This is a genomic window from Streptomyces sp. Act143 (assembly GCF_003143935.1).
Lineage (GTDB): Bacteria > Actinomycetota > Actinomycetes > Streptomycetales > Streptomycetaceae > Streptomyces.
The window spans coordinates 7,270,061-7,293,847 of the sequence record NZ_QFRX01000001.1; the positions used below are offsets into that span (position 1 = coordinate 7,270,061).

Below are 23,787 nucleotides of genomic sequence, written 5' to 3' on the forward strand. Positions count from 1 at the left end.
ACCTGAGCTCCCGGAGACCTACTCTGAAGATATGGGAGGGCCTGGAGAACCACCTGAGGGTGCACCCGAGGGCGGCCCCGGGGGTGGTGAGGACGAGTACCGATCCGTCGTCTTCGACGAGTCGTTCGTCCGTGCTGCCCGGCTCCAGGAGTTCTCCGCGCAGGAGCGCATGGCCGACCACGCCCCCGCCGTCCGGCGCCGCCCGCCGATGCACCGGGGACTGTCCCGGCAGGCACTCGTCCTGGTCCTGCTGATCGCCCTCGCCTTCGGTACGGCGATCTACATGGGGGTACGGCACCCCTACGACACCCCCGCCGCCGTACGGGACGTCTCGCTGCCGCTCCGGACGACCGTCGTCCCGCTCGCCCCGGTCGGCAAGGTGCCGGGCGCCGCCGACGCCGAGTACCTCTACGCGCACAGCCCCGCCGCGCAGTTCCGCATCGGCGCCGCCGGGATCACGCTGCCCGCCGCGCGGGACACCTCGCACTTCACCGAGGCCCAGGTGATGAGCGCGCTGGACACCGTCAAGGAGTACCTGGTCCGGTCCGCGCTCTACCCGGAGGTCCTCACCGGCGGCGAGACCCGCCCGGTCCGCGTCCTGCTCCCGGCCGACCAGCACCTCCAGTTCGACGAGAGCCTGAACCACCCCGCCGCCGACGGCCGGCACGCGGTCACCGGATGGCTGGTTCGCCTCGATGCCAGGAGCGTGCGGCTGGCCGACCCGCAGATCCGGGTCCGCGGGACGCTCGCCGTCAGTGAGACGGAGTCCACGATCCTCGAAGTGACCGCCGACCACACCTACGTCTACGCCCTGCGGCCCACCGGTGCGGACGCCGGTGCCAAGGCGGAGACCTCCCTGTTCACCGTCCGGCGCGAGCTGCACTTCCGGTTCGACCGCGAGGACGTGCGGCTGCACCAGGCGCAGCTCTCCACGTCCTATGTGCAGGCCGGGCCGCTGTCCTGCGGTGACAACGCGGCGGACGTCTTCAGTCCGTTGCTGGCGGGGCAGACCGCGAAGGCCGGGGGGCCGGCGGGGACCGATCCGTTCGCCACGGACCGGGCCACGGCGGTTTGCGGGACCTTGGCCTCGGGGGCGTTGCCCAAGGGGTGACGCCAGGTACGGCGCCAGGGGTGACGCCAGGGATGGTTGCCCAGGCGCCTCAGGTCAGTCCTCCTCCGTGTCCCTCGGGGGCTGGTCCTTCGGGTTCGTGGCCGTGAAGCCGCCGAAGCCGCGTCGCACCCTGCCGCCCAGGTCGCCCGCGCCGCCCGCGATGTCCGAGACCAGCTTCATCAGGGGGTCCTTGGAGCTCTTGACGTGGTCGGCGTAGTGGGAAGCCGACTCGCGGAAGGAGTCCGTGACCGAGGTGTCCTTGTCCTCGCTGCGCCGCGGGTAGTGGCCGTCCATCAGACGCTGGTAGTCGCGGGACTCGGACCACTTCTTCAGTTCGGCCGCGCGGACCGTGGTGAAGGGGTGGCTGCGCGGCAGGACGTTCAGGATCTTCAGGACCGAGTCGCGCAGGTCGCCGCCCGCCTCGTACTCCTCGGCCTGCTTCAGGAACGCGTCCACGTTCATCTCGTGCAGGTGGTGGCCGCCCGCGAGCTTCATCAGGCCGCGCATCGAGGCCTGGAGGTCCTGGCCGACCAGCAGACCCGCCCGGTCCGCGGACAGCTCCGACTTGCGGAACCACTCCCGCAGCGCGGTCACGATCGCCATGATCGCGAGGTTGCCCAGCGGGATCCACGCCACCCGCAGGGCGAGGTTCGTCAGGAAGAGCAGGATGGTGCGGTACACGGCGTGGCCGGACAGGGCGTGGCCCACCTCGTGGCCGACGACCGCCCGCATCTCCTCCTCGTCGAGCAGCTCGACGAGCCCGGTCGTCACCACGATGATCGGCTCGTCCAGGCCGATGCACATCGCGTTCGGCTTCGGGTCCTGGCTGACGTACATCGGCGGGACCTTCTCCAGGTCCAGGATGTAACAGGCGTCCCGCAGCATGTCGTTGAGGTACGCGAACTGCTGGTCCGAGACCCGTACCGAGTCGGACAGGAAGAGAAGCCTGAGGCTCCGCTCGGGCAGCAGGCCGCTGAGCGCCTTGAACACCGTGTCGAAACCGCTGAGCTTGCGCAGCGCCACCAGGGCTGAGCGGTCGGCGGGATGCTCGTACGCACGCGAGGAGATCCCCGGGAAGCGCCTGCGCTGCCGGCTCGGCACGTTCTCGTGGCCGGTCTCGTGCCCGTTCTGCTCGTGGCCGTCGTCGGACATGTCTTCCCCCATGTGCGTGAGTGTCGTCCTTTGCGGACCCTTGTGCGGCCCTTTGCGCCCCCGAAGCAGAGCCCAGCCTAGGCGGAGATACCGTGGACGGGCAGTACAGCGAAGGAGTCCCGTCATGGAGCACAGCCCCGCGTCCGCCTGGCTGACCGAAGCCGCGAACGCAGCCCAGCAGGAAGGGTCGGGGTATCTGCTCCGGGTCGTACTGGTCGTGATGGTGGTGGGCTGTGTGCTGACCGCGTGGTTCCTGTTGCGGGGCTACAAGCAGAAGGACGACTGAGACGGGCCCGAAGTTCCGTCGGGGTGCGCCAACGGCGGAGTCGGCGTGATCGGCGCCGAGCCGCCCGCTTACGATGGGCCGACATCTTTATCCCGCCCACACCGGATAGGTCCAGATGAGCTTCCACAGCACCGCTGCCCAGTTGGTCACCCTTGCCGCAGAGGGCGAGGAGCACGGCGGCAACCACGAGAGCCTCAGCCCCTACGTCACCGGCGGTGGCGCCTTCGTCGTCCTCCTGCTGCTGCTGTGGATCACCACCCGCTTCAACCGCGACCGCTGAGCCGCCGACGGCCTGGGGGAGACCGGACCTCCCAGGACGGGCCGGTAGGGTCTGCACGCATGGGAGAGCAGGACATGCCTACCGGCCCGGGCAACGCCCCGTCGAACTCCGGCAAACGCCGCCTCGGCGTCATGGGCGGAACGTTCGACCCGATCCACCACGGGCACCTCGTGGCGGCCAGTGAGGTCGCCGCGCAGTTCCACCTGGACGAGGTGGTGTTCGTGCCGACCGGGCAGCCGTGGCAGAAGAGCCACCGCAGCGTCTCACCGGCCGAGGACCGCTATCTGATGACGGTCATCGCCACCGCCGAGAACCCGCAGTTCTCGGTGAGCCGCATCGACATCGACCGCGGCGGGCCCACGTACACCGTGGACACCCTGCGCGACCTGCGCATGCTCAACCCCGACACGGATCTCTTCTTCATCACCGGGGCCGACGCCCTCGCCCAGCTCCTCACCTGGCGGGACACGGCGGAGCTGTTCTCCCTCGCACACTTCATCGGCGTCACCCGGCCGGGCCACCACCTGACCGACGCCGGTCTCCCGGAGGGCGGTGTCTCTCTCGTGGAGGTTCCCGCGCTCGCCATCTCCTCCACGGACTGCCGTGCGAGAGTCGCCAAGGGAGACCCGATCTGGTACATGGTGCCGGACGGAGTCGTGCGCTACATCGACAAGCGCGAGCTGTACCGCGGCGAGTGAGCCGAGAGGGGCACCGGTGAACGACCGATACGACGCGGGACACGGCGGCGACCGCGACGACCAGTACCAACTCGTCGGCTACGACGAGTACGGCCGGCCCGTCTACCAGCAGGTCCCCCCACAGCAGCCGCACCAGCAGCCGTACGACCCGTACGCGCAGCAGACGCAGCAGACGCAGCAGGGCTACGGCTACGACCCGTACGCCGGGCAGTACCCCACGCAGGGCTACGACCCGTACGACACCGGTCAGCAGAACCCCGTGCCGTCCTACGACCCCTACGGGGGCGCGCAGGGCGGGGCGCCGGCGGACCCCTACGACCCCTACGGGCGGGCCGCGACCAGCGCGCAGCAGCCCCGCGTCGCCGAACAGACCGCCTACATCCCGCAGCAGGCCGGTCCCGCCGAGTCCGGGGAGCCGGACGGCCGCACCCGGGCCGAGGACGCCGGACGCGACTACCACACCGGGCAGTTCGCCTTCGTCGAGGAGCCCGACGGTGACTCCGAGGACGTCATCGACTGGCTGAACTTCACCGAGAACCGCACCGAGCGCCGCGAGGAGGCCAAGCGCCGCGCCCGCAGCCGGCTCGTCGCCCTGGTCGTCGTCCTGGCGCTCACCGCGGTCGGCGGCGTCGGCTACCTCTGGTACGCCGGGAAGCTGCCCGGACTGTCGTCCTCGTCCGACTCCGGGACCGGCACCGGCACGTCCGCCGCCGCCCAGAACCGCGACGTGATCGTCGTCCACCTGCACAACACCAAGGGCGGCGGCACCTCCACGGCGCTGCTCGTCGACAACACCACGACCAAGCAGGGCACCACCGTCCTGCTGCCCAACTCCCTCGCGCTGACCGACGACGACGGCACCACGACCACCCTCGCCAAGTCCGTCGAGGACGACGGCTCCTCCGGCACCCGGGACGCGATCGACACCGTCCTCGGCACCCAGATCCAGGGCACCTGGCGCCTGGACACCCCCTACCTCCAGAACCTCGTCGACCTGGTCGGCAACATCGAGGTCGACACCGACACCGACGTGCCCGACCCGGACGCCAAGAAGAAGGGCACCGCGCCCCTGGTGAACAAGGGCGAGAACCAGACCCTCAGCGGCAAGACGGCCGTCGCCTACGCCACCTACCGCGCCTCCGGAGAGGCCCAGAACGCCCAGCTGGAGCGGTTCGGGCAGGTCATGCAGGCCGTGCTGCGCAAGCTGTCGTCCGACGCGGGCGCCGCCACGACCACCGTCCAGACGCTGGCCCAGATCCTCGACCCGTCGCTCACCGACAAGGACCTCGGCACCTTCCTCGCCAAGCTCGCCGACCTCGCCAAGGGCGGCGACTACAAGACGGCGCTGCTGCCGGTGCAGACCGACGGCACCCTCAGCGCCCAGGCGAGCGACAGCGTGGTCAAGGACGTGCTCGGCGGCACCGCCAAGAGCCCCGACAAGGACGCCGCCGTCCGGGTCTCGGTGCAGAACGCCAGCGGTGTGAAGGACAACACCGAGAAGGCCCGCGTGGTGCTCCTCAACGGTGGCTTCACCTTCCTGGAGGGCGGCACCGCCTCCGGCACCCAGGCCGCCTCCAAGGTCGTCTACGCCGACGCCGCCGACAAGGAGAACGCCACCGAGGTCGCCAAGACCCTGGGCCTGCCCGCCGGCGCCGTCAGCAAGGGCAAGGTCACCTCGAACGCGAACGTCTCCGTGATCCTCGGCCAGAACTACGACCCGTCCTCGTAGCGGCCCCCGGAAGGCCGGGTCGCGGACGTCCGTGGCCCGGCCTCACCTGGTGGTCCCTTAATCACATGGGGTGTGCTCGGCGGTCCGTGAGACCCTTGAGGTCAAGTGACCGCCGACCGAAAGCCGTGTAGTGACCGCCACTGACCGCTCCATCGAGCTCATCAACACCGCCGCCCAGGCGGCCGCCGACAAGCTCGCGCACGACATCATCGCCTACGACGTCAGCGACGTGCTGTCGATCACGGACGCCTTCCTGCTGGCCTCCGCCCCCAACGACCGCCAGGTCAAGTCGATCGTCGACGAGATCGAGGAGCGCCTGCAGAAGGAGCTCGGCGCCAAGCCGGTGCGCCGCGAGGGCGACCGCGACGCCCGCTGGATCCTGCTCGACTACGTCGACATCGTCGTCCACGTCCAGCACAGCGAGGAGCGTGTCTTCTACGCCCTGGAGCGGCTGTGGAAGGACTGCCCCGAGCTGGACCTGCCCGAGGACGCCAAGGCCACCCGCGGCAAGGCCGAGGAGCACGCCAAGCTGCAGGCCGCCGAGGAGTCCGCCGACCTGGGCGGGGACTGGTGATGAGTGGCACCGGTGAGGTGACGGACGCGAAGCGGGGCGGCCGGGGCCGCCGCGTCATCCTGTGGCGGCACGGTCAGACCTCGTGGAACGTGGAGCGCCGCTTCCAGGGCACCACCGACGTCGCCCTCACCGAGACCGGCGTCGCCCAGGCCCGCCGGGCCGCCCGGCTGCTCGCCTCGCTGAAGCCGGACGCGATCGTCGCCTCCGACCTCCAGCGGGCCGCGCACACGGCCGCCGAGCTCGCCGCGCTCACCGGCCTCGACGTCAGCCACGACGAGGGCCTGCGCGAGACGTACGCGGGCGTCTGGCAGGGGCTGACGCACGAGGAGATCATCGCCTCCTACGGCGAGGAGTACGCCGCCTGGAAGCGGGGCGAGCCGGTCCGCCGCGGCGGCGGCGAACTGGAGACCGAGGTGGCCGACCGCGCCGCCCCCGTGGTGCTCCGGCACGCCGACAAGCTCCCCGACGAGGGCACGCTGGTCGTCGTCAGCCACGGCGGCACGATCCGCACCACCATCGGCCGCCTCCTCGGTCTGGACTCCCAGTACTGGGAGAGCCTCGGCGGCCTCTCCAACTGCTGCTGGTCCGTCCTCGGTGAGGGCGCCCGCGGCTGGCGCCTGCTGGAGCACAACGCCGGCACCCTGCCGGAGCCGGTGCTCGGGGACGACGACTGAGCGGATTTCACTTTCTGGCAGGTCGCAGGCTAAAGTTCTTCTTGTTCGCCCCGCCGAGCGGGAAGAACAAAGCTCGGGGCTATAGCTCAGTTGGTAGAGCGCCTGCATGGCATGCAGGAGGTCAGGAGTTCAATTCTCCTTAGCTCCACAGAGAGATCCCGCCGGACCGATCAGGTCCGGCGGGATTTTTGCGTCAGGCCCCGAAGGTCATGGCCAGTCGGTCCGGCTTGACGGTGATGGCCGTCTCAGGACGGGGCGGGCGGGAGACGAGGCGGAGACGGGGCCAGGTCTCCAGGACGGCCGCGAGGATGATCTGCATCTCGACCCACGCGAAGTTCTCCCCGATGCACTTGCGGCGGCCGTCCCCGAAGGCGAAGAAGGAGTCGCGGGTGGACGGCGCCCGGCCGTCGGCCCAGCGGTCCGGGTCGAAGACGGCCGGTTCGGGGAAATGGGCGGGGTCGTTCTGGTGAAGGTAGGGGCTCCACACGACGTCGGCGCCCCGCGGGATGCGGTGCCCGCCGAGGTCGATGTCGCGGGTGGCGGTCCGGGTCACCATCCAGGCCGGTCCGTACTTGCGGACGCCTTCCTGGAGCACCTGCCGGGCGTAGGGGAGCTGGTCGAGGTCTTCCTCGCGCAGCGGCCGGCCGGCGCTGACGGCGGCGAGTTCGTCGCGCAGCCGCTGTTCGATCCCGGGGTGCCGGGTGAGCTCGTACAGGGTCCAGGCGAGGGCGGTGGCCGTGGTCTCGATCGCCGCGTTCATCAGGGTGATGGCCTCGTCCTGGAGCTGGCGGCGGGTGAACTGGTCCCCGGCTGCCGCCAGGGTCTCGAACAGCCCGCTCTGCCGTTCGTCGGTGGCGGCCCGGTGAGGGCAGCCCGCCGCTTCGGCCGGGTCGGGTGTGGTGCTCTCCGGCCCGCCGGAACGGTGGTCGATGGCCTGGTCCATGAGCGCGCGCAGCCGGGCGATCCCGCGGGTGTGGGCACGGTTCGCGGGCAGCGGGAGCCGGGTCACCCACGGTGGCAGGACGGTCTGCCGGATCGCCCCCTTCATGAGCTCGGGCATGAGGGTGGTGAACTCCCTCTGGAGGTGCGTGGGGAGATCCGCGCCGAACAGCGCGACGAGGAAGACGGCGAGGGTGACGTCGTTCATGTCCGCGAACACGTCGCGGAGTTGACCCTCCTGCCATGCCCCGACCATGGATCTGGCCTGGTCGATCATGGCGGTGCGGCGGGTGGCGATGTGGGCCTTGTTGAACATGGGCTGCATCAGGCGGCGGTTGCGCAGATGGGTGTCGCCGTCGGCGATCGTGGCCAGACCGTCGCCGAAGACGCCCCGCAGGACGTCGAAGATCTTTCCGCCCTTTGCGAAGTGCGCCGCCTCGGTGACCAGTACGGTGCGGGTGAGCACGGGATCGGTGACGACGTATGCGGGTGTCGGGCCCAGACGTATTCGGACGACGCTGCCGTGCTCGCGCAGCGAGGTGATGAACGGCAGCGGGGTCCGCGCCAGACGGTGGGCGTGCCCGATCAGCGGGAGCCCGCCGGGGGCGGTCGGGACGCGGGCAGGCACGGCTGGTGAGGCGGTCACGGCCTTGACTCCTGGGGTGAGGGTGGATGCGGCCGTTGTTTCTGCCCACCGTCGCCCGGCGGGATGCGGTTGTGAAGTGATCTTCACGTGACTTCCCCGGCACCGTTCTTCCACCGGCTTGAGTCACTTGGGCCCTCGGAGGCGTATACCTCTGCGGAGGCGCTTCGGGTGCGCGGGTTCGCGCCGTTCGGGACCACCGCGGTGGGTGCCGTGTCCGGACTGGTACTGAGGCGTCGCTGACCGTATTGGTCCGGCCGTGGCAGAATCAAACGGCCGGAAGGGGGCGCGGCCCGACGGGAGGGAGTAGCGATGCCTGCGAGCATCCTCGAGGAGGTCGACGGCCTTCTCGAAGCAGTGTTGACACGGGACACCGTCACCCGCCTCATCTGCCCTTCCTGCGGTTCCCTCCACGTCGCGCAAGTCCTCGGTGACAACGGCGGAATCTCCTACGTGTGCACGGCCTGCGGCCACAGCTGGAGCTGATCGATGGGTGCACACAGGCGAAAGTGCGACTGGTGCGGCAGCGGGACGCCGATCGTGCGGGACATGGAGCCGGTCAACCCCGACTACCAGTACTGGTGCGAGGAATGCGCGCGGGCGCTGATCATAAAAGGCGATCCGATCGAGACGTACCGCGAACTCGAGGGCGAGCCGATCTACGGCCGGCTGCTCGAAGAGCACTGCACGCTCAAGCGGTTCTACTCGTTCGTCACCGCGTGAGGCCCGTCGGGTCGGGCCTCAGGGAAACGATTTGGTGTTCCACCCCGGGGACCGTGTAATGTTGGCGTCGCCGCCGGGGAAACCCGGAAGGCACCAAGCAAGGGGCTATAGCTCAGTTGGTAGAGCGCCTGCATGGCATGCAGGAGGTCAGGAGTTCAATTCTCCTTAGCTCCACAGAAAAAGGTCCCGCCGGATCATCTCGATCCGGCGGGATTCTTGCGTTTCCAGGGGCAGTTGTCCCGCTGCTCGGTGTGTGCGAGAGGGGGCCACCCGGGTCGGGTGGCCCCCTCTCGCCGTGTCGGTCAGCGGCCCAGGGCGCGGCGGCCGCGGCCCTGGGAGAGCACCGGGAGGTTGCGGGACGTGCCGCCGTCGCGCGGGGCGGCTTCCTCGATGCGCAGGGCGAGGGCGGGGCAGCGGCGGACCGCGCGGAGAGCCTTCGCCTCCGCATAGCGGGGGACCTGGGCCTGGGCGACGGTCGGGAAGCCGTCGGCGCCCAGTTCGAAGACCTCCGGGAGGATGTCGGCGCACAGGCCGTGCCCGCGGCACAGCGTCCAGTCGACGTAGATCTTCTGGCGGCTGGGGCCGTTCTCCTCGACCTCGGCGCCGCCCGGGATGCCCGTAGGGGTCTTGCCGCCCTCGAAGAGCGGCAGAACACCCTCCACGCGCCGTCCGCAGCCGTTTCCGAGGACATGGGCGGCGAGGTCGTCGGTGAACGCCTTGATGGTCGACTCCAGGAACATCGCGGAGCCGTCCGGGTGCGAGCACGCGCCGCGCCGCTTCACGTTCTTGGCGACCTGCTTGAGCGCCTCCAGGGCGGCCGGACCGCCGCCGTTGAGGATGTCCTCCATGCCGCGCGCGGCGGCCGGCAGCCCGAGGTAGCAGGGGCCGCACTGGCCCGCGCTCTCCTCGGCCAGCCACTTCGCCACCATCAGGGACTCGCCCAGCGGGCAGGTCTCCTGACTGATCGGCAGGATCGCGCCCGCGCCGAGCGAACCGCCCACCGCGTCCAGGGAGTTGCGGGAGACGATCGCCTCGTTGACCGTCGCCGCGTCGATCCACTTGCCGTGGTAGCCGCCGGTCAGCACGCCCTGCGGGACCGGCGGGGCGCCGGCGAGCTGAAGGACGTAGCGCAGCGGCACGCCCGTGGGCACCTCGATGACCATGGGGCGGGCGACCGCGCCGGAGACCGTGAGCATGACGGTGCCCGGCTCGTCGTACAGGCCGGTGTTGCCGTAGCGCTCGGGGCCGATGCGCGCGGCGATCGCCAGTTGCGCGAAGGTCTCGGCGTTCGACAGGAGGGTCGGGGCGCCGCCGACGCCGTTCTGGGAGGCGCTGACCTTGCGGCCGGGCGGGATCGCCGGGCCGCCGTCGATGGAGCGGATCAGCGACGCCGCCGCTCCGGTGACCATGCGGACGGGGTTGCGCTGCACGCGCGCGCGGAGCGCCGAGCGGCGGCCGTTGCTGAGGCCGCGTTCGGCGAGCGCGGCCTCCATGGAGCGCTGGGTGGACTCCCGGGTGACCCCCACCACGAGCGTGCGGGCGCCCAGGGCCTCGGCGGCCAGCAGGGCGCCGTCCAGGATGAGGTGCGGGGCACGGTTGATGAGCACCGTGTCCTTGCGGCAGGCCGGTTCGTCCTCGCTGCCGTTGACGACGACGACCGGCCGGACGCCGCGCTTGATGGCCGCCTCGGCCACCGAGCGCAGCTTCTTGTGGAAGGGGAAGCCCGCTCCGCCGCGGCCCTTCAGGTTGATGTTCTCGGCGAGCTTCGCGAGCTGCTCGCCGCCCATGGGTTCGAGCGGCCCGTGCACCTTCAGGTGCATGGGCAGATCGAGTCTTTCGACAAGGTCGAAGCCCGACGTGAGCTGGGGAAGTCCGACTACGCGGACTTCCGGGACGTCGGGCAGGGCCTCGTTCACCTATAGCCTCCGGACGGCGTGTTCCAAGGTTCGCCCGAGCCCGGTGTGCCGAAGTCGTAGGAGTCACCGGGCGTTGGATCAGTGGCGGGACCGCTGTTGTACGTGTCGTTCGAGTAGTACGTGCCGGAGACGGTGTTCGACTCACCGGTGTCGTACACATCACTCGTGCCGTATCCGGACGTGTCCGCATTGCGGTAGGTCGGGATGTTGTATCCGGTGTCCTGGAGCGGGTCGTAGGACGACCGGGGTGCCTCGCCGACCGGCGGCGGGGACGGGATGGGCCAGCTTCCCGAGGTGCTGCCGCCGCTGTCGTAGCGGGGCATGGCCTCCGTGGCCTGAAGGTCCAGCGGCAGGTCCATGCGGGCGGTCTGGTCGGCGCCGTAGGACGGCTGCTGCGGGATGCGCGGGGTCGGGGTGACGGCGCGGTAGGCGGCCGCGAAGCCGTTCGCCGGCTCCGGGGACGGGGCGGGGGCGGGGGTCTCGTACGAGGGGGCGGTGCGCGGCTGTGCGGCGCGCGCGTTCTCGTAGCCGGGCAGCGCGGAGGAGGCCTCGGCCACCCTGGCCCGGCTCGCGTCCAGCTCCTCGCGGCCCGGCTTCTCCTCGGCGCCCAGGACCGCCTGGATGCGGTCGGCGACCTTGCGCTTGAAGGGGCGCGGTGCGGCGCGCAGGGCGAGGGCCGCCATGACGCCGAGCAGGGACAGTTCGTAGAGGTAGGTGAAGATGGGGGCCTTCACCTCGCGGCCCGCGTACAGGCCGTGGACGAGCGCGAAGCACCAGGCCGGGTAGGCCATCATGTGCATCTTCCGCCACCGTGCCGCGACCGGCGCCGGGGACGCGAACTGGTTGCGCAGGGCGCCGGTCACGCCGACGAAGATCATCAGCTGGCCGGCCAGGGTGCCGAGCCCGATGAGTCCGCCGCTGCCGCTGATGCCGAGCCCGAAGGGGATGAACGCGGCGATCCAGGTCGTGTGCTCCAGGGTCAGCTTGATCCCGATGTGCAGCAGCAGAAAGGCGATCGAGCCGACGGCGGTGATCCGGTGGACACCCTGCGCGACGATCCGCTGGCGGGTGTTGAGGATCATCCGGTCCTGGGCGACCAGTCCCCAGATCACGGAGCAGGTCAGGAGGACGAGCGCCACCACGCCCGCGCCGAAGTTCAGGAAGTCCTGGAGCCAGAGACCTCCGTAGACCACGACGAGGGGTATGGCCAGCAGGAAGACGGCCGACGCCACCCCAGAGGCCGAGCGGCCGGGCTTGGGGAGCGAGGTGTTACTACTACGAGGGTTCATGGGGGCAACTCCGAGCAGTTCGGGAAGGCGGTCCCGCTGCCGCACTCTAAGTGGAGCCATACCGATCGGTACGAGGTTTGAGTTATTGCGTTGTTATCAAAGGACAATGATGTTGTTGTGATGTCCTTTAGCGGCTATTACGCGAAGTAATATTTGACTGTTGTTCAGTTCTTGTCGGTGATGTCGAAGTGCTCTGCGGGGTCTGAGCGAACGGGCACCAGGTGCCAAGGAGGCATACGTATGTGCGTCGCGGCTTGCTCAACGGCTGCGGTACCCTGACGCCATGCGTGCCGTACGCCTTCTGCTTAGCGAGCCGCGCTGATCAGTCCCGACCGCCGGACGAGCCGGCCGGTCGGAGTCAGCGCGGCGTCCCCTCCTGTGCGAGGGGATTTTTCGTTTCCGGAACGAGACAGCCGCTGGCAGAGACGATCGATGGAGCTTAAGGATCATGAGCGAGACGAACCCCTCCGCTGCCGCCGAGGTGGCCGCGCCGCACCGCTACACGGCCGCCGTCGCGGCCGAGATCGAGGCACGCTGGCAGGACTTCTGGGACGCCGAGGGTACGTACGCCGCACCGAACCCCAAGGGTGACCTGGCGGGCGACCCGGCGCTGGTCGCCAAGCCCAAGAAGTTCATCATGGACATGTTCCCGTACCCCTCCGGTGCGGGCCTGCACGTCGGCCACCCCCTGGGCTACATCGCCACCGACGTCTTCGCCCGCTTCCAGCGGATGACCGGCCACAACGTCCTGCACACCCTGGGCTTCGACGCCTTCGGCCTGCCCGCCGAGCAGTACGCCGTGCAGACCGGCACCCACCCGCGGGTCTCCACCGAGGCCAACATCGAGAACATGAAGGCCCAGCTGCGCCGGCTGGGCCTGGGCCACGACAAGCGCCGGTCGTTCGCCACGATCGACCCGGACTACTACAAGTGGACCCAGTGGATCTTCCTGCAGATCTTCAACTCCTGGTACGACGACGAGGCGAGGAAGGCCCGCCCCATCGCCGAGCTGGTCGCCCAGTTCGAGAGCGGTGAGCGCGCGGTCCCCGGCGGCCGTTCCTGGAACGAGCTGAACGCCGCCGAGCGCGCCGACGTCCTGGGCGAGTACCGCCTGGCCTACGCCTCCGACGCGCCCGTCAACTGGTGCCCCGGCCTGGGCACCGTGCTGGCCAACGAGGAGGTCACCGCCGACGGCCGCTCCGAGCGCGGCAACTTCCCCGTCTTCAAGGCCAAGCTGCGCCAGTGGAACATGCGCATCACCGCCTACGCCGACCGGCTGCTGGACGACCTGGACGCGCTGGACTGGCCCGAGGCCATCAAGCTGCAGCAGCGCAACTGGATCGGCCGCTCCGAGGGCGCCCGCGTCGACTTCCCGATCGACGGCGAGAAGATCACCGTCTTCACCACCCGCCCCGACACCCTGTTCGGCGCCACCTACATGGTGCTGGCACCCGAGCACCCGCTGGTCGAGAAGTTCACGCCGCAGGAATGGCCCGAAGGCACGCACGACGTCTGGACCGGCGGCCACGCCACCCCGGCCGAGGCCGTCGCCGCCTACCGCGCGCAGGCCGCCGCCAAGTCCGACGTGGAGCGGCAGGCCGAGGCCAAGGACAAGACCGGTGTCTTCACCGGCTCGTACGCCACCAACCCGGTCAACGGCGAGCAGGTCCCCGTCTTCATCGCCGACTACGTCCTGATGGGCTACGGCACCGGCGCGATCATGGCCGTCCCGGCGCACGACACGCGTGACTTCGAGTTCGCGCGCGCCTTCGAGCTGCCGATCGCGTGCGTCGTCGAGCCGACCGACGGCCGCGGCACGGACACCTCCACGTGGGAGGACGCCTTCGCCTCCTACGACGCCAGGATCATCAACTCCTCCGGTGAGGGCGTCTCCCTGGACGGCCTGCCCGTCCCCGAGGCCAAGGCGCGCATCACCGAATGGCTGGAGCGCAAGGGCATCGGCGAGGGCACCGTCAACTTCCGGCTGCGCGACTGGCTGTTCAGCCGCCAGCGCTACTGGGGTGAGCCCTTCCCGATCGTCTACGACGAGGACGGCATCGCCCACTCGCTGCCCGACTCGATGCTGCCGCTGGAGCTGCCCGAGGTCGAGGACTACTCGCCCCGCACCTTCGACCCGGACGACGCGGACACCTCCCCGGAGACCCCGCTGTCCCGCAACGAGGACTGGGTCAACGTCACCCTGGACCTGGGCGACGGACCGAAGAAGTACCGCCGCGAGACCAACACCATGCCCAACTGGGCCGGTTCCTGCTGGTACGAACTGCGCTACCTGGACCCGCACAACAGCGAGCAGCTGGTCGACCCCGAGATCGAGCAGTACTGGATGGGCCCGCGGGAGGGCCAGCCGCACGGCGGCGTCGACCTGTACGTCGGCGGCGCCGAGCACGCCGTGCTGCACCTGCTGTACGCGCGCTTCTGGTCCAAGGTGCTGTTCGACCTGGGCCACGTCTCCTCCGCGGAGCCGTTCCACAAGCTGTTCAACCAGGGCATGATCCAGGCCTTCGTCTACCGGGACGCGCGCGGGATCGCCGTACCGGCCGCCGAGGTGGAGGAGCGCGACGGCGCCTACTACTACCAGGGCGAGAAGGTCTCCCGGCTGCTGGGCAAGATGGGCAAGTCCCTGAAGAACGCCGTCACTCCGGACGAGATCTGCGAGGAGTACGGCGCCGACACCCTGCGCCTGTACGAGATGGCCATGGGCCCGCTGGACGTCTCCCGTCCGTGGGACACGCGCGCGGTCGTCGGCCAGTTCCGGCTGCTGCAGCGGCTGTGGCGCAACATCGTCGACGAGACGACCGGCGAGGTGACGGTGGTCGACACCGAGGCCGACGAGGACACCCTGCGGGCGCTGCACAAGGCCATCGACGGCGTACGGCAGGACCTGGAGGGTATGCGGTTCAACACCGCCATCGCCAAGGTCACCGAGCTGAACAACCACCTGACCAAGGCGGGCGGAGCGGTGCCCCGCCCGGTCGCCGAGGCGCTGGTGCTGCTGGTCGCGCCGCTGGCCCCGCACGTCGCCGAGGAGCTGTGGCGCAAGCTGGGGCACACCGACTCGGTCGTCCACCAGGACTTCCCGGTCGCCGACCCGGCGTACGTCGTGGACGAGACCGTGACCTGCGTCGTGCAGATCAAGGGCAAGGTCAAGGCCCGCCTGGAGGTCTCGCCCGCCATCTCCGACGAGGAACTGGAGAAGGTGGCGCTGGCCGACGACAAGGTCGTGGCGGCGCTGGACGGGGCCGGCATCCGGAAGGTGATCGTGCGGGCGCCGAAGCTGGTGAACATCGTTCCGGCGTGACCGTCGCTCCGGTGGTCTTTGGGGCGGTGAGCCCCTAAGGGTTCGGTACGGGCAGGTTCGGGGTTCTTCTGGAACTTCGGGCCTGCCCGCCGCGTTTACCGTTGAAGAGCGGCGCGGAGCGGGCCGTGCCCGGCCTGAGGAGGAGTGTCGTGGAAGCACTGATGGCGGTGGTCGCCCTGTTCTTCGTCCTCTTCCTGGTCCTCGGCGCCTACGCCACCGTGAAGGCGGTCGGCGCCGCCAAGCGGGGCGTGGACCGCACCATCACCCAGGCCCGGCGCACGGTCGAGGACCACACCCTGCGGGCCAAGTCCATGGTGCAGACCGGCCCGGCGGGCGAAGTCGCCCAACTGCGGCTGAAACTGCGCACCTCCATGCGCGCCACCCAGGACGCGCTGCACGCGGGCGTGGCCGAGGACGAGTCGCTCAAGGAGTCCCTCGCCCTCTTCGAGCGGCTCAGCGCGCACGGCCATGAACTGGACGGCGAACTGCGCCGCCTGGAGTCCGAACCGGACCGCGCGACCCTCACCGAGCGCATGCCCGCGCTGCGCGAACGCACCGAACGCATCACCGGGTCCGCGGACTCCCTGCGCTGGGCGGCCCGGGACCGGGCCCGCCGTTTCGCGGACGACGACCTGGACTCGCTGAGCACCCAGATCGACCTGGAGGCCGGTGCGCTGCGGCACTGGACGACGGCCGAGCCGGCGGACCCCGCCACCGGGCAGTCCGCGCCACCGCCCTGGCCCGAGGCCCCGGCCGCCCACGGCTCCGGCTCCCGGCAGAGCCGGCCGGAGACCCCGCCGTCCCGCACGGCCGAAGAACCGACCCAGGCCGCCATCACCCCGCCACCCACCCGTCCCACCTACCCGTGGCAGAAGAAGCCCCGCCCTGAGAGCACGACTTGATCCGGCCACGGCCCTTCCGGCCGGGAGGGGTCGGACTGCCGTCCGGGCGCTACGCCAGGTAACCTCCAGCTCATGTCCCGCCATGTCGCGATCGTCACCGATTCAACGGCCTACCTGCCGCCGCGGACGATGGAGCGCCACGGCATCACCGCGGTGCCGCTGACCGTGGTCCTCGGCGACCAGGCACTCGAAGAGGGCACCGAGATCTCGACCCGGTCCCTGGCCCAGGCGCTCCAGAAGCGGCGCCCGGTCACCACCTCCCGCCCCAGTCCGCAGCTCTTCGCGGAGACGTACCGCAAGGTGGCCGAGAGCGGCGCCACCGGCATCGTCTCCCTGCATCTGTCCGCCGAACTCTCCGGCACCTACGACGCGGCCGTCCTCGCGGCCCGCGAGGCGCCGGTGCCGGTGCGGGTCGTGGACACCGGGATGATCGCCATGGCCCTCGGCTTCTGCGCGCTCGCGGCGGCCGAGACCGCGGAGAGCGGCGGCACCGTCGACGAGGCCGTCACCGCCGCGGAGAAGCGCGCCTCCGGCACCTCCGCCTACTTCTACGTCGACACCCTCGACTATCTGCGCCGCGGCGGCCGGATCGGCGCCGCGCAGGCCCTCCTCGGCTCCGCACTCGCGGTCAAACCGCTGCTCCAGCTGGAGGGCGGTCGTATCGAACCGCTGGAGAAGGTGCGGACGGCGTCGAAGGCGATCGCCCGCCTGGAGGAGATCGTGGCCGACCGTGCGGGCAGCGCCCAGGTCGACATCGCCGTCCACCATCTCGCCGCCCCCGACCGGGCGTCGGCCCTGGCGGACCGGCTGCGGACGCGGCTGCCCGGGCTTGCCGACCTGCATGTCAGCGAGGTCGGAGCGGTGATCGGGGCGCACACGGGGCCCGGACTGCTGGGGGCTGTGGTTTCACCTCGGTGAGCCTGCCGTCACTCGTGCGGGTGGCGGAGTTATCCACAACTGGGTGGTCGTCCCCGGGAATTGAGCAAGATCATCGCGGCTCGGCGAGGTGGCCGATCCTCGTCGCATGGCACTTCGATCACGTTCACGCACAGCGACCCCCACCAGTGGGCCGGGCCGTGGCCCCGCCTCGGATGTCCGCACCCGCCATCGCCGCGGCCCGAGCGGCAGGGGGCGGGCCGCCCGGCATCGGTACGCGTCGGCCGAGGAGCTTCGGCGGCGTGCGGAGGTCATCTTCGCGGAGCGGGGTGAGGGGGGCGGTCGGGAGGGTGGGCAGGCTGTGTCGGCGGCGGGCACGTCGGGGGCGGTGTCGGGGGCGTGGGGGGATTCTTTGTCGCCGTCGCCGTCGCCGTCGCCGTCGCCGTCGCCGTCGCCTGCGTCTGCGCCTTCGCCTTCGCCGTTGGCTTCTGCTTCTGCTTCTGCTTCTGCTTCTGCTTCCGGTTTCCGTTCTGGTTCTGGTTCAGGGGACTGGCGGGCGCGGGTCGGGCTTGCCGTGCGGGAGCGGCTGCCGGTGTGGCTTCAGACCAGGTGCGGCTTGGAGCGGCGGAGTGTGGTCGCGCTCGCGGTGCTGCTCGTGGTCGCGGCCGGGTTCGCCGTTCAGCACTTCTGGACCGGCCGTACGCAGTCGGTACCGGCGCCGGAGGTGGTACGGGCCGCGGTGCCTTTCGAGGACCCGGGTTCGGGGGCCGGGCCCGGTACTTCGAGCGGTGCGCCGAGCGCGGTGGGGACGGCGACGGCCGAGATCGTGGTGGACGTCAGCGGCAAGGTCCGGGAACCCGGGATTCACCGGCTTCCGGCGGGCTCGCGGGTCGCCGACGCGCTCCGCGCGGCCGGTGGGGTGCGCCCCGGTACAGATGTCACCGGCCTCAACCGGGCCCGGTTCCTGGTGGACGGTGAGCAGGTCGTCGTGGGTGCTCCGGCGGGGGCGGCGCCGGGTCCCGCCGGATCGGCGGGAGGCTCGACGGGCGGGGTGGCGGGTTCGGGTGGTTCGGCAGGTTCGGCCGGTCTCGTGCCAGGGACCGGGCCCGCGGCACCCGTCTCGCTCAACTCGGCGACCGTGGACCAGCTCGACACACTGCCCGGCGTCGGCCCGGTGCTGGCCCAGCACATCGTCGACTACCGCACCCAGCACGGCGGTTTCCGCTCGGTGGACGAACTCCGCGAGGTCAACGGCATCGGCGAGCGCCGCTTCGCCGACCTCCGAAACCTCGTACGGCCATGAGCCGCACCCCCGGGCCCTCGACGCCCGTGCCGCCGCCACCCCATCCGCGGCCGGCCGTGCACGCCACCGCCCGTGCCCGGCTGGGCGCGGCCAACCCCCGGCAGGAAGGACCGGCCGACCTGCGGCTCGTACCGCCCGCGCTGGCCGCCTGGGCGACGGCGGCGTCGACGGTGGACGCCGCGCCGGGGTGGGTCACCGGTGTCGCCGTCGGTTGCCTGGCGGCAGCCGTCGTGCTCCTGCTCATGCGGAGACGTGCTGCCGGGCGGCGGACGGCGATCGCCGCCGTGCTGTTGTGCGTCGCCGCTGCCGCCGTCTCCGCCGGGCTGCACGGTGCCGATCTGCGCCGGGGCCCGGTTCCCGCGCTGGCGCGGGAGTACGCCACGGTGACCGCCGAGATCGAGGTCACCTCCGATCCCCGGCTCACCCGACCGCGGGTGAAGGGGGATCACCTGGCTCCGCCCTCGGTGCTGATCGGCGCGGAGGTGCGGCGGGTCGAGGAAGCGGACGGGACGGCGGTGGTGACGCGGACGCCGGTGCTGATGATCGTCGATGTGCGGCCGGGGGACGGGCGCGGCGAAGGGGCAGGGGCGCCGGGAGCGGCTGCCGGTCCGGGGGCCTCGGCCTGGCTCCGGCTGCTGCCGTCCACCCGGGTGCGGGTGAGCGCGCGGCTGGCCCCGACGGCGGTGGCGGGTGACCGGGTGGCGGGTGTGGCGCGGGTCGAGGGCCGGGAGGCACCGGAGATCGTGGCCGAGCCGTCCGGGGCGCAGCGGCTCGCGGGGAGTCTGCGGGCGGGGCTTCGGGCGGCCACCGATCCGCTGCCCGGCGACGCCCGGGCCCTGCTGCCGGGGCTGGTCGTCGGCGACACCTCGCGGATCACGCCTGAACTGGACGAGGCGTTCAAGGCCACGGATCTCACCCACACGCTCGCCGTGTCCGGCAGCAACCTCACGATCATCCTCGCCCTGCTCATCGGACCGCCCGGGCTGGCCCAGCGCGTCGAGCGCCGAGGACTCGCGCCCCGGCTCGGCATCCCGCTGCGGACGACGGCCGTGCTCGGCGGAGTACTCACGCTGGCCTTCGTCGTCGTGTGCCGACCGGACCCGAGCGTGCTGCGGGCCGCGGCCTGCGGAACGGTCGTGCTGCTCGCCCTGGCGACCGGGCGCCGCCGGTCGCTGATCCCGGCGCTGGCGGCGGCCGTGCTGCTGCTGGTGCTGTTCGACCCTTGGCTCGCCCGCAGTTACGGGTTCCTGCTGTCGGTGCTGGCCACCGGCGCCCTGCTGACGATCGGGCCCCGGTGGAGCGCGGCCCTGCAACGGCGTCGGGTGCCCCCGCGACTGGCCGAGGCGCTGGCCGCCGCCGGTGCCGCGCAGGCCCTGTGCGCGCCGGTCGTGGCGGTGCTGTCGGCGCGGGTGAGCCTGGTGGCGGTGCCGTGCAATCTGCTGGCGGAGGTCGCCGTGGCGCCGGCCACGGTGCTGGGCTTCGCGGCGCTGGCGACGGCACCCGTGGCGATGCCGGTGGCCAAGGTGCTGGCCTGGTGCGCGAGTTGGCCCGCCGGGTGGATCGCGGACGTCGCCCGGACCGGGGCCGCCCTGCCCGGGGCGGGGGTGGACTGGCCGGGCAACTGGGGCGGGGCGATGCTGCTCGCCGTGATCACGGGGGCCGTCGTCCTGGCCGGCCGGCCGTTGCTGCGGCACCCGTGGTGGTGCGGGGCCTGCGGGGTGCTGCTCGTGCTGGCGGTGGTCCAGCCGCCGCCGCTGACCAGGGTGGTCACGGGGTGGCCGCCGCCGGGCTGGCGGTTCGCGGTCTGTGACGTGGGCCAGGGGGACGCGACGGTGCTCGCGGCGGGCGACGGCACCGGTGTGGTGGTCGACGCCGGGCCCGATCCGGCACTCGTCGACCGGTGTCTGCGCACACTGGGGATCACGCGCATCCCGCTCGTCGTCCTGACCCACTTCCACGCCGATCATGTGGCGGGCCTGCCCGGTGTGTTGCGTGGCCGGGCCGTGGGCGCGATCGAGACGACCGGATTCGAAGAGCCCGTGGACCAGGTGGAGTTCGTACGGAGACAGGCGGCGCGGCGGCACATCCCGCTCACGCGCGCGGTCGCGGGGGAGGAGCGGCGTACGGGGGCGTTGTCCTGGCAGGTCGTGTGGCCGCCCCCGAGCGCGCCGCCGGGGGTCCCGGGAAGGCCCGCGGCGCCGGAACCGGAAGGGCCGAACGACGCCAGCGTCACGCTGCTCGTGCGGTCGGGAGGGTTGCGGTTCCTGCTGCTCGGCGATCTCGAACCGCCCTCCCAGCGAGCGCTGTTGAGATCACCCGCGGGTGCCTTGCTGGAAGGCGTGGATGTGCTCAAGGTGGCTCACCACGGCTCGGCCTACCAGGATCCGGAACTCATACGGAGGGCCGCCCCACGGCTGGCGCTGATCTCTTGCGGCCGGGACAACCCGTACGGCCACCCGGCTCCCGGCACGGTCGCGGCGCTGCGGGCCCAAGGGGCGGTGGTGCTGCGCACGGACGAGGACGGGGCGCTGGCGGTCGCCGGGACGGGGGAGGGGTTGCGGGTGACGGCAGGGTGAGGTCAGGGATGGCCGGAGGCCAGGTCAAGGGGAGGGGGTGTGGCGGAGACTGAAGGCATGGATTCTGAACAGGTCGACGCCTACCTCCGTCGTCTGGGAGCCGGTCGCCCGGCGCGGCCCACCACGGACGCCCTGCGCGAGCTCCAGCTGCGCCATCTGCGGACCGTGCCCTTCGAGAACCTGTCGGTGCATCTCGGCGAGGAGATCGTGCTGGCGGAGAAGCGGCTGATGGACAAGGTGGTGGGGGCGAACAGGGGAGGGTTCTGCTACGAACTCAACGGGGCCTTCGGGACGTTGCTCGCCGCGCTGGGCTTCGACGTGACGTTGCTCGCCGCCCGGGTGTACGGCGAGGAGGGACGGCTCGGTATCCCCTACGACCATCTCGCCCTGCGGGTGCGGACGGTGGACGGGGGCGACTGGCTGGCCGACGTCGGCTTCGGGGCGCACAGTCACCGGCCGCTGGCGATCGGGGTGCGGGACGACCAGGCCGACCCCGCGGGCACCTTCCGGGTCGTGGCGGCGGCGCCGGACGCGGCGGGGGTGAGGGGCGGCGGGCCCGCGGCGGCCGAGGCCGTGGACCTGGACGTCGTCATGGACGGCAAGCCCCAGTACCGCCTGGAGATGCGGCCCCGGGTGCTCCGGGACTTCGTGGCGGGCGCGTGGTGGCACAGCACGTCGTCGGAATCGCACTTCACGCGGTCGCTGGTGTGTTCGCGGGTCACGGAGGACGGCGGCCGGATCACGCTCAGCGGCCGGGGCCTGACGGTGACGGCGGCGGACGGGACACGCGAGGTGCGCGAGCTGGCGACGGACGAGGAGGTGCTGGCGGTGTACCGGGAGCGGTTCGGGATCGCGCTGGCGCGGGTGCCGGAGGTACGGGACTTCGACCGGGGCGGTCGGTAGGCAGGGTGAGGGAGCGGGGGTGCGGCGGCGCGGGAGAGGCAAAGGGGGGTTCACAAGAAGGCGGGCGGGCTGTCGTGGTGCGGGCGGTGTCGGGTGGGTGCCGGAGAATGGGCTCGTGAGTGATGTGAGACATGTGCTGGTGCTGCCCGACCGGGATGCCGCGGAGGAAGCGGCGGAGGCGCTCGCGGAGCGGTTCGGGGTGGCCGAGGAGCCGCAGCTGGTGCGGGACGCGTTGGCCGGGGAGGACGACGCAGAGGACGCGCAGTGGCTGGTCGTCCTGCGGGACGAGGAGGGACGGCTCGATCCCGCGGAGCTGGACGAGTTCGCGGGGGAGTGGGACGGCTGGCGGGAGGAGCCGTAGGGAGTGCGGGGCGGTGACCTGTCGGCAGGGCTCGGGGGAGCGGTGACCTGTCGGCAGGGCTCGGGGGCCTTCGTTGTCAGTGGTGCGTGCCATGCTTGTCGCGATGGCCAGGAAGACTGCGAATGACGACCCTCTCGCCCCCGTGACGCTTGCCGTGGGCCAGGAGGACCTTCTGCTCGACCGTGCCGTGCAGGAGGTGGTGGCCGCCGCCCGGGCCGCCGACGCCGACACGGACGTACGGGACCTGACCCCGGACCAGTTGCAGCCCGGCACCCTCGCCGAGCTGACCAGTCCCTCGCTGTTCGCGGAGCGCAAGGTCGTGGTGGTGCGCAACGCGCAGGACCTGTCGGCCGACACGGTCAAGGACGTGAAGGCGTATCTCGGGTCACCCGCCGAGGAGATCACGCTCGTGCTGCTGCACGCGGGCGGTGTGAAGGGCAAGGGGCTCCTCGACGCCGCGCGCAAGGCGGGTGCGCGGGAGGTGGCCTGCCCGAAGATGACCAAGCCGGCGGATCGGCTGGCGTTCGTGCGGGGCGAGTTCCGGACGGCCGGGCGGTCGGCGACGCCGGAGGCGAGTCAGGCGCTGGTCGATGCGATCGGCAGCGATCTGCGAGAGCTGGCGTCGGCCGTGTCGCAGCTGGTGGCCGACGTCGAGGGGACGATCGACGAGGCGGTGGTCGGGCGGTACTACACCGGCCGGGCCGAGGCGTCGAGCTTCACCGTCGCCGACCGGGCGGTCGAGGGGCGGGCCGCGGAGGCGCTGGAGGCGCTGCGGTGGTCACTGGCGACCGGGGTGGCGCCGGTGATGATCACCAGCGCGCTGGCACAGGGCGTGCGGGCGATCGGGAAGCTGTCGTCGGCGCGGGGCGGGCGGCCCGCGGATCTCGCGCGGGAGCTGGGGATGCCGCCGTGGAAGATCGACCGGGTGCGTCAGCAGATGCGGGGGTGGACGCCGGACGCGGTCGCGGTCGCGCTGCGGGCGGTGGCCGAGGCGGACGCCGGGGTGAAGGGCGGCGGGGACGATCCGGAGTACGCCCTGGAGAAGGCGGTGGTCACCATCGCCCGGGCGGCGCGGTCGCGAGGGCGGGCGTAGGCGGCGACGCCGGCTCTGCGCCGGCGCGGCGCGGTTTCGTGGGTGAACCTCGGCCGGGCTGCAGATGCCGGTCGACGAGAGGACAACCGGAGCTGTCAGCCGCATGTCGCCGAGGTCATGGAGAGGTGGCGGTCGCCATGGCTGAACACCCGCACGCAAGGCTCGTCCGCAAGGGCTTCGGGGCCTTCACCCGCGGGGACCTGGACATCCTGCGAGAGCCGATCGCGTAGGACGCCACGCATCACGTTCCCGGCAGTCACCCGCTCTCGGACGACTTCAAGAAGGGCGTCGAGGACATCGAGAAGAGCGACGGGTTCTGGGCCTGAACGCCAGCCCGTGTCCCATTCCGGGCATGCCGAAGGCCCCGGCTTCCGCCCTGGGGAAGGGCGGGTGCCGGGGCCTTCGGTTCACGATGCTGGATCCGCGCCCGCGTGGCGAAC

At 71.4% G+C, this 23,787-nt stretch carries 21 protein-coding genes and 2 tRNA genes; 19 read left to right on the forward strand and 4 right to left on the reverse strand.

Annotated features, from left to right (window positions below; genetic code table 11):
* Window positions 1-31: 31 nt before the first annotated feature.
* On the forward strand, window positions 32-1,111 hold the full coding sequence (locus DI272_RS33175) for a hypothetical protein (RefSeq protein WP_109498848.1): 1,080 nt from the start codon (window positions 32-34) through the stop codon (window positions 1,109-1,111).
* Between the two features lie 54 nt (window positions 1,112-1,165).
* Here the strand turns inward: DI272_RS33175 and DI272_RS33180 are convergent, their stop codons facing one another.
* Entirely contained in the window at window positions 1,166-2,263 is a 1,098-nt protein-coding gene (locus DI272_RS33180) for a M48 family metallopeptidase (protein ID WP_109498849.1), read from the reverse strand.
* Between the two features lie 124 nt (window positions 2,264-2,387).
* On the opposite strand from DI272_RS33180, the gene DI272_RS44695 reads away from it, so the two are divergent.
* From DI272_RS44695 to DI272_RS33205, 7 genes are all read left to right on the forward strand, one after another.
* Window positions 2,388-2,549, forward strand: a complete 162-nt coding sequence (locus DI272_RS44695; protein WP_097264001.1) for a hypothetical protein — start codon at window positions 2,388-2,390, stop codon at window positions 2,547-2,549.
* Window positions 2,550-2,664: 115 nt separating this feature from the next.
* Window positions 2,665-2,829 carry a hypothetical protein gene (locus DI272_RS44700; RefSeq protein ID WP_181387394.1) on the forward strand — a complete coding sequence of 55 codons (165 nt, stop codon included), beginning with the start codon at window positions 2,665-2,667 and terminating at the stop codon, window positions 2,827-2,829.
* A 59-nt stretch (window positions 2,830-2,888) separates the two neighbouring features.
* Complete coding sequence (nadD, locus tag DI272_RS33185; RefSeq protein WP_109498850.1) at window positions 2,889-3,527, forward strand: nicotinate-nucleotide adenylyltransferase; 639 nt, start codon at window positions 2,889-2,891, stop codon at window positions 3,525-3,527.
* 16 nt (window positions 3,528-3,543) lie between these two features.
* Window positions 3,544-5,256 carry an LCP family protein gene (locus tag DI272_RS33190; RefSeq protein WP_109498851.1) on the forward strand — a complete coding sequence of 571 codons (1,713 nt, stop codon included), beginning with the start codon at window positions 3,544-3,546 and terminating at the stop codon, window positions 5,254-5,256.
* 130 nt (window positions 5,257-5,386) lie between these two features.
* Entirely contained in the window at window positions 5,387-5,830 is a 444-nt protein-coding gene (rsfS, locus tag DI272_RS33195; RefSeq protein ID WP_109498852.1) for a ribosome silencing factor, read from the forward strand.
* A complete protein-coding gene (locus tag DI272_RS33200; protein ID WP_109498853.1) occupies window positions 5,830-6,504 on the forward strand; it encodes a histidine phosphatase family protein in 675 nt (224 codons plus the stop codon). Before rsfS ends, DI272_RS33200 begins: the two co-directional genes overlap by 1 nt.
* Window positions 6,505-6,579: 75 nt before the next feature.
* Window positions 6,580-6,652, forward strand: a tRNA-Ala gene (locus tag DI272_RS33205).
* 45 nt (window positions 6,653-6,697) lie between these two features.
* Here DI272_RS33205 and DI272_RS33210 read toward each other — a convergent pair.
* The gene (locus DI272_RS33210; RefSeq protein ID WP_258314760.1) at window positions 6,698-8,089 is read right to left on the reverse strand and encodes a cytochrome P450; all 1,392 of its coding nucleotides are present in this window, start codon (window positions 8,087-8,089) and stop codon (window positions 6,698-6,700) included.
* A gap of 309 nt (window positions 8,090-8,398) precedes the next feature.
* Between DI272_RS33210 and DI272_RS33215 the strand changes: the two genes are divergently transcribed.
* From DI272_RS33215 to DI272_RS33225, 3 genes are all read left to right on the forward strand, one after another.
* Entirely contained in the window at window positions 8,399-8,572 is a 174-nt protein-coding gene (locus DI272_RS33215) for a hypothetical protein (protein WP_109498855.1), read from the forward strand.
* 3 nt (window positions 8,573-8,575) lie between these two features.
* A complete protein-coding gene (locus tag DI272_RS33220) occupies window positions 8,576-8,809 on the forward strand; it encodes a hypothetical protein (protein WP_003976229.1) in 234 nt (77 codons plus the stop codon).
* Between the two features lie 101 nt (window positions 8,810-8,910).
* A tRNA-Ala gene (locus DI272_RS33225) sits at window positions 8,911-8,983 on the forward strand.
* Between the two features lie 128 nt (window positions 8,984-9,111).
* Here DI272_RS33225 and DI272_RS33230 read toward each other — a convergent pair.
* Together DI272_RS33230 and DI272_RS33235 are read right to left on the reverse strand one after the other, a co-directional pair.
* The gene (locus DI272_RS33230) at window positions 9,112-10,725 is read right to left on the reverse strand and encodes an NADH-quinone oxidoreductase subunit NuoF family protein (protein WP_109498856.1); all 1,614 of its coding nucleotides are present in this window, start codon (window positions 10,723-10,725) and stop codon (window positions 9,112-9,114) included.
* Entirely contained in the window at window positions 10,722-12,014 is a 1,293-nt protein-coding gene (locus tag DI272_RS33235; RefSeq protein ID WP_181387395.1) for a cytochrome b/b6 domain-containing protein, read from the reverse strand. The genes DI272_RS33230 and DI272_RS33235 overlap by 4 nt, the downstream gene beginning before the upstream one ends.
* Before the next feature lie 448 nt (window positions 12,015-12,462).
* On the opposite strand from DI272_RS33235, the gene leuS reads away from it, so the two are divergent.
* The 8 genes from leuS to holA all read left to right on the forward strand — a co-directional run bounded on the left by leuS (window position 12,463) and on the right by holA (window position 23,347).
* Window positions 12,463-15,333 carry a leucine--tRNA ligase gene (leuS, locus tag DI272_RS33245; RefSeq protein ID WP_109498858.1) on the forward strand — a complete coding sequence of 957 codons (2,871 nt, stop codon included), beginning with the start codon at window positions 12,463-12,465 and terminating at the stop codon, window positions 15,331-15,333.
* Between the two features lie 149 nt (window positions 15,334-15,482).
* Window positions 15,483-16,235 carry a hypothetical protein gene (locus DI272_RS33250; protein WP_109498859.1) on the forward strand — a complete coding sequence of 251 codons (753 nt, stop codon included), beginning with the start codon at window positions 15,483-15,485 and terminating at the stop codon, window positions 16,233-16,235.
* A 72-nt stretch (window positions 16,236-16,307) separates the two neighbouring features.
* Complete coding sequence (locus tag DI272_RS33255) at window positions 16,308-17,153, forward strand: DegV family protein (protein WP_109498860.1); 846 nt, start codon at window positions 16,308-16,310, stop codon at window positions 17,151-17,153.
* Window positions 17,154-17,259: 106 nt separating this feature from the next.
* Complete coding sequence (locus tag DI272_RS33260) at window positions 17,260-18,414, forward strand: ComEA family DNA-binding protein (RefSeq protein WP_109498861.1); 1,155 nt, start codon at window positions 17,260-17,262, stop codon at window positions 18,412-18,414.
* Complete coding sequence (locus DI272_RS33265; protein WP_109498862.1) at window positions 18,411-20,990, forward strand: ComEC/Rec2 family competence protein; 2,580 nt, start codon at window positions 18,411-18,413, stop codon at window positions 20,988-20,990. Before DI272_RS33260 ends, DI272_RS33265 begins: the two co-directional genes overlap by 4 nt.
* A 57-nt stretch (window positions 20,991-21,047) precedes the next feature.
* Window positions 21,048-21,893: an arylamine N-acetyltransferase gene (locus tag DI272_RS33270; protein ID WP_109498863.1), complete on the forward strand. Its 846-nt coding sequence runs from the start codon at window positions 21,048-21,050 to the stop codon at window positions 21,891-21,893.
* A gap of 115 nt (window positions 21,894-22,008) precedes the next feature.
* Window positions 22,009-22,254, forward strand: a complete 246-nt coding sequence (locus tag DI272_RS33275) for a hypothetical protein (RefSeq protein ID WP_109498864.1) — start codon at window positions 22,009-22,011, stop codon at window positions 22,252-22,254.
* Between the two features lie 103 nt (window positions 22,255-22,357).
* The gene (gene holA, locus DI272_RS33280; RefSeq protein WP_181387396.1) at window positions 22,358-23,347 is read left to right on the forward strand and encodes a DNA polymerase III subunit delta; all 990 of its coding nucleotides are present in this window, start codon (window positions 22,358-22,360) and stop codon (window positions 23,345-23,347) included.
* The last annotated feature ends 440 nt before the right edge of the window (window positions 23,348-23,787 follow it).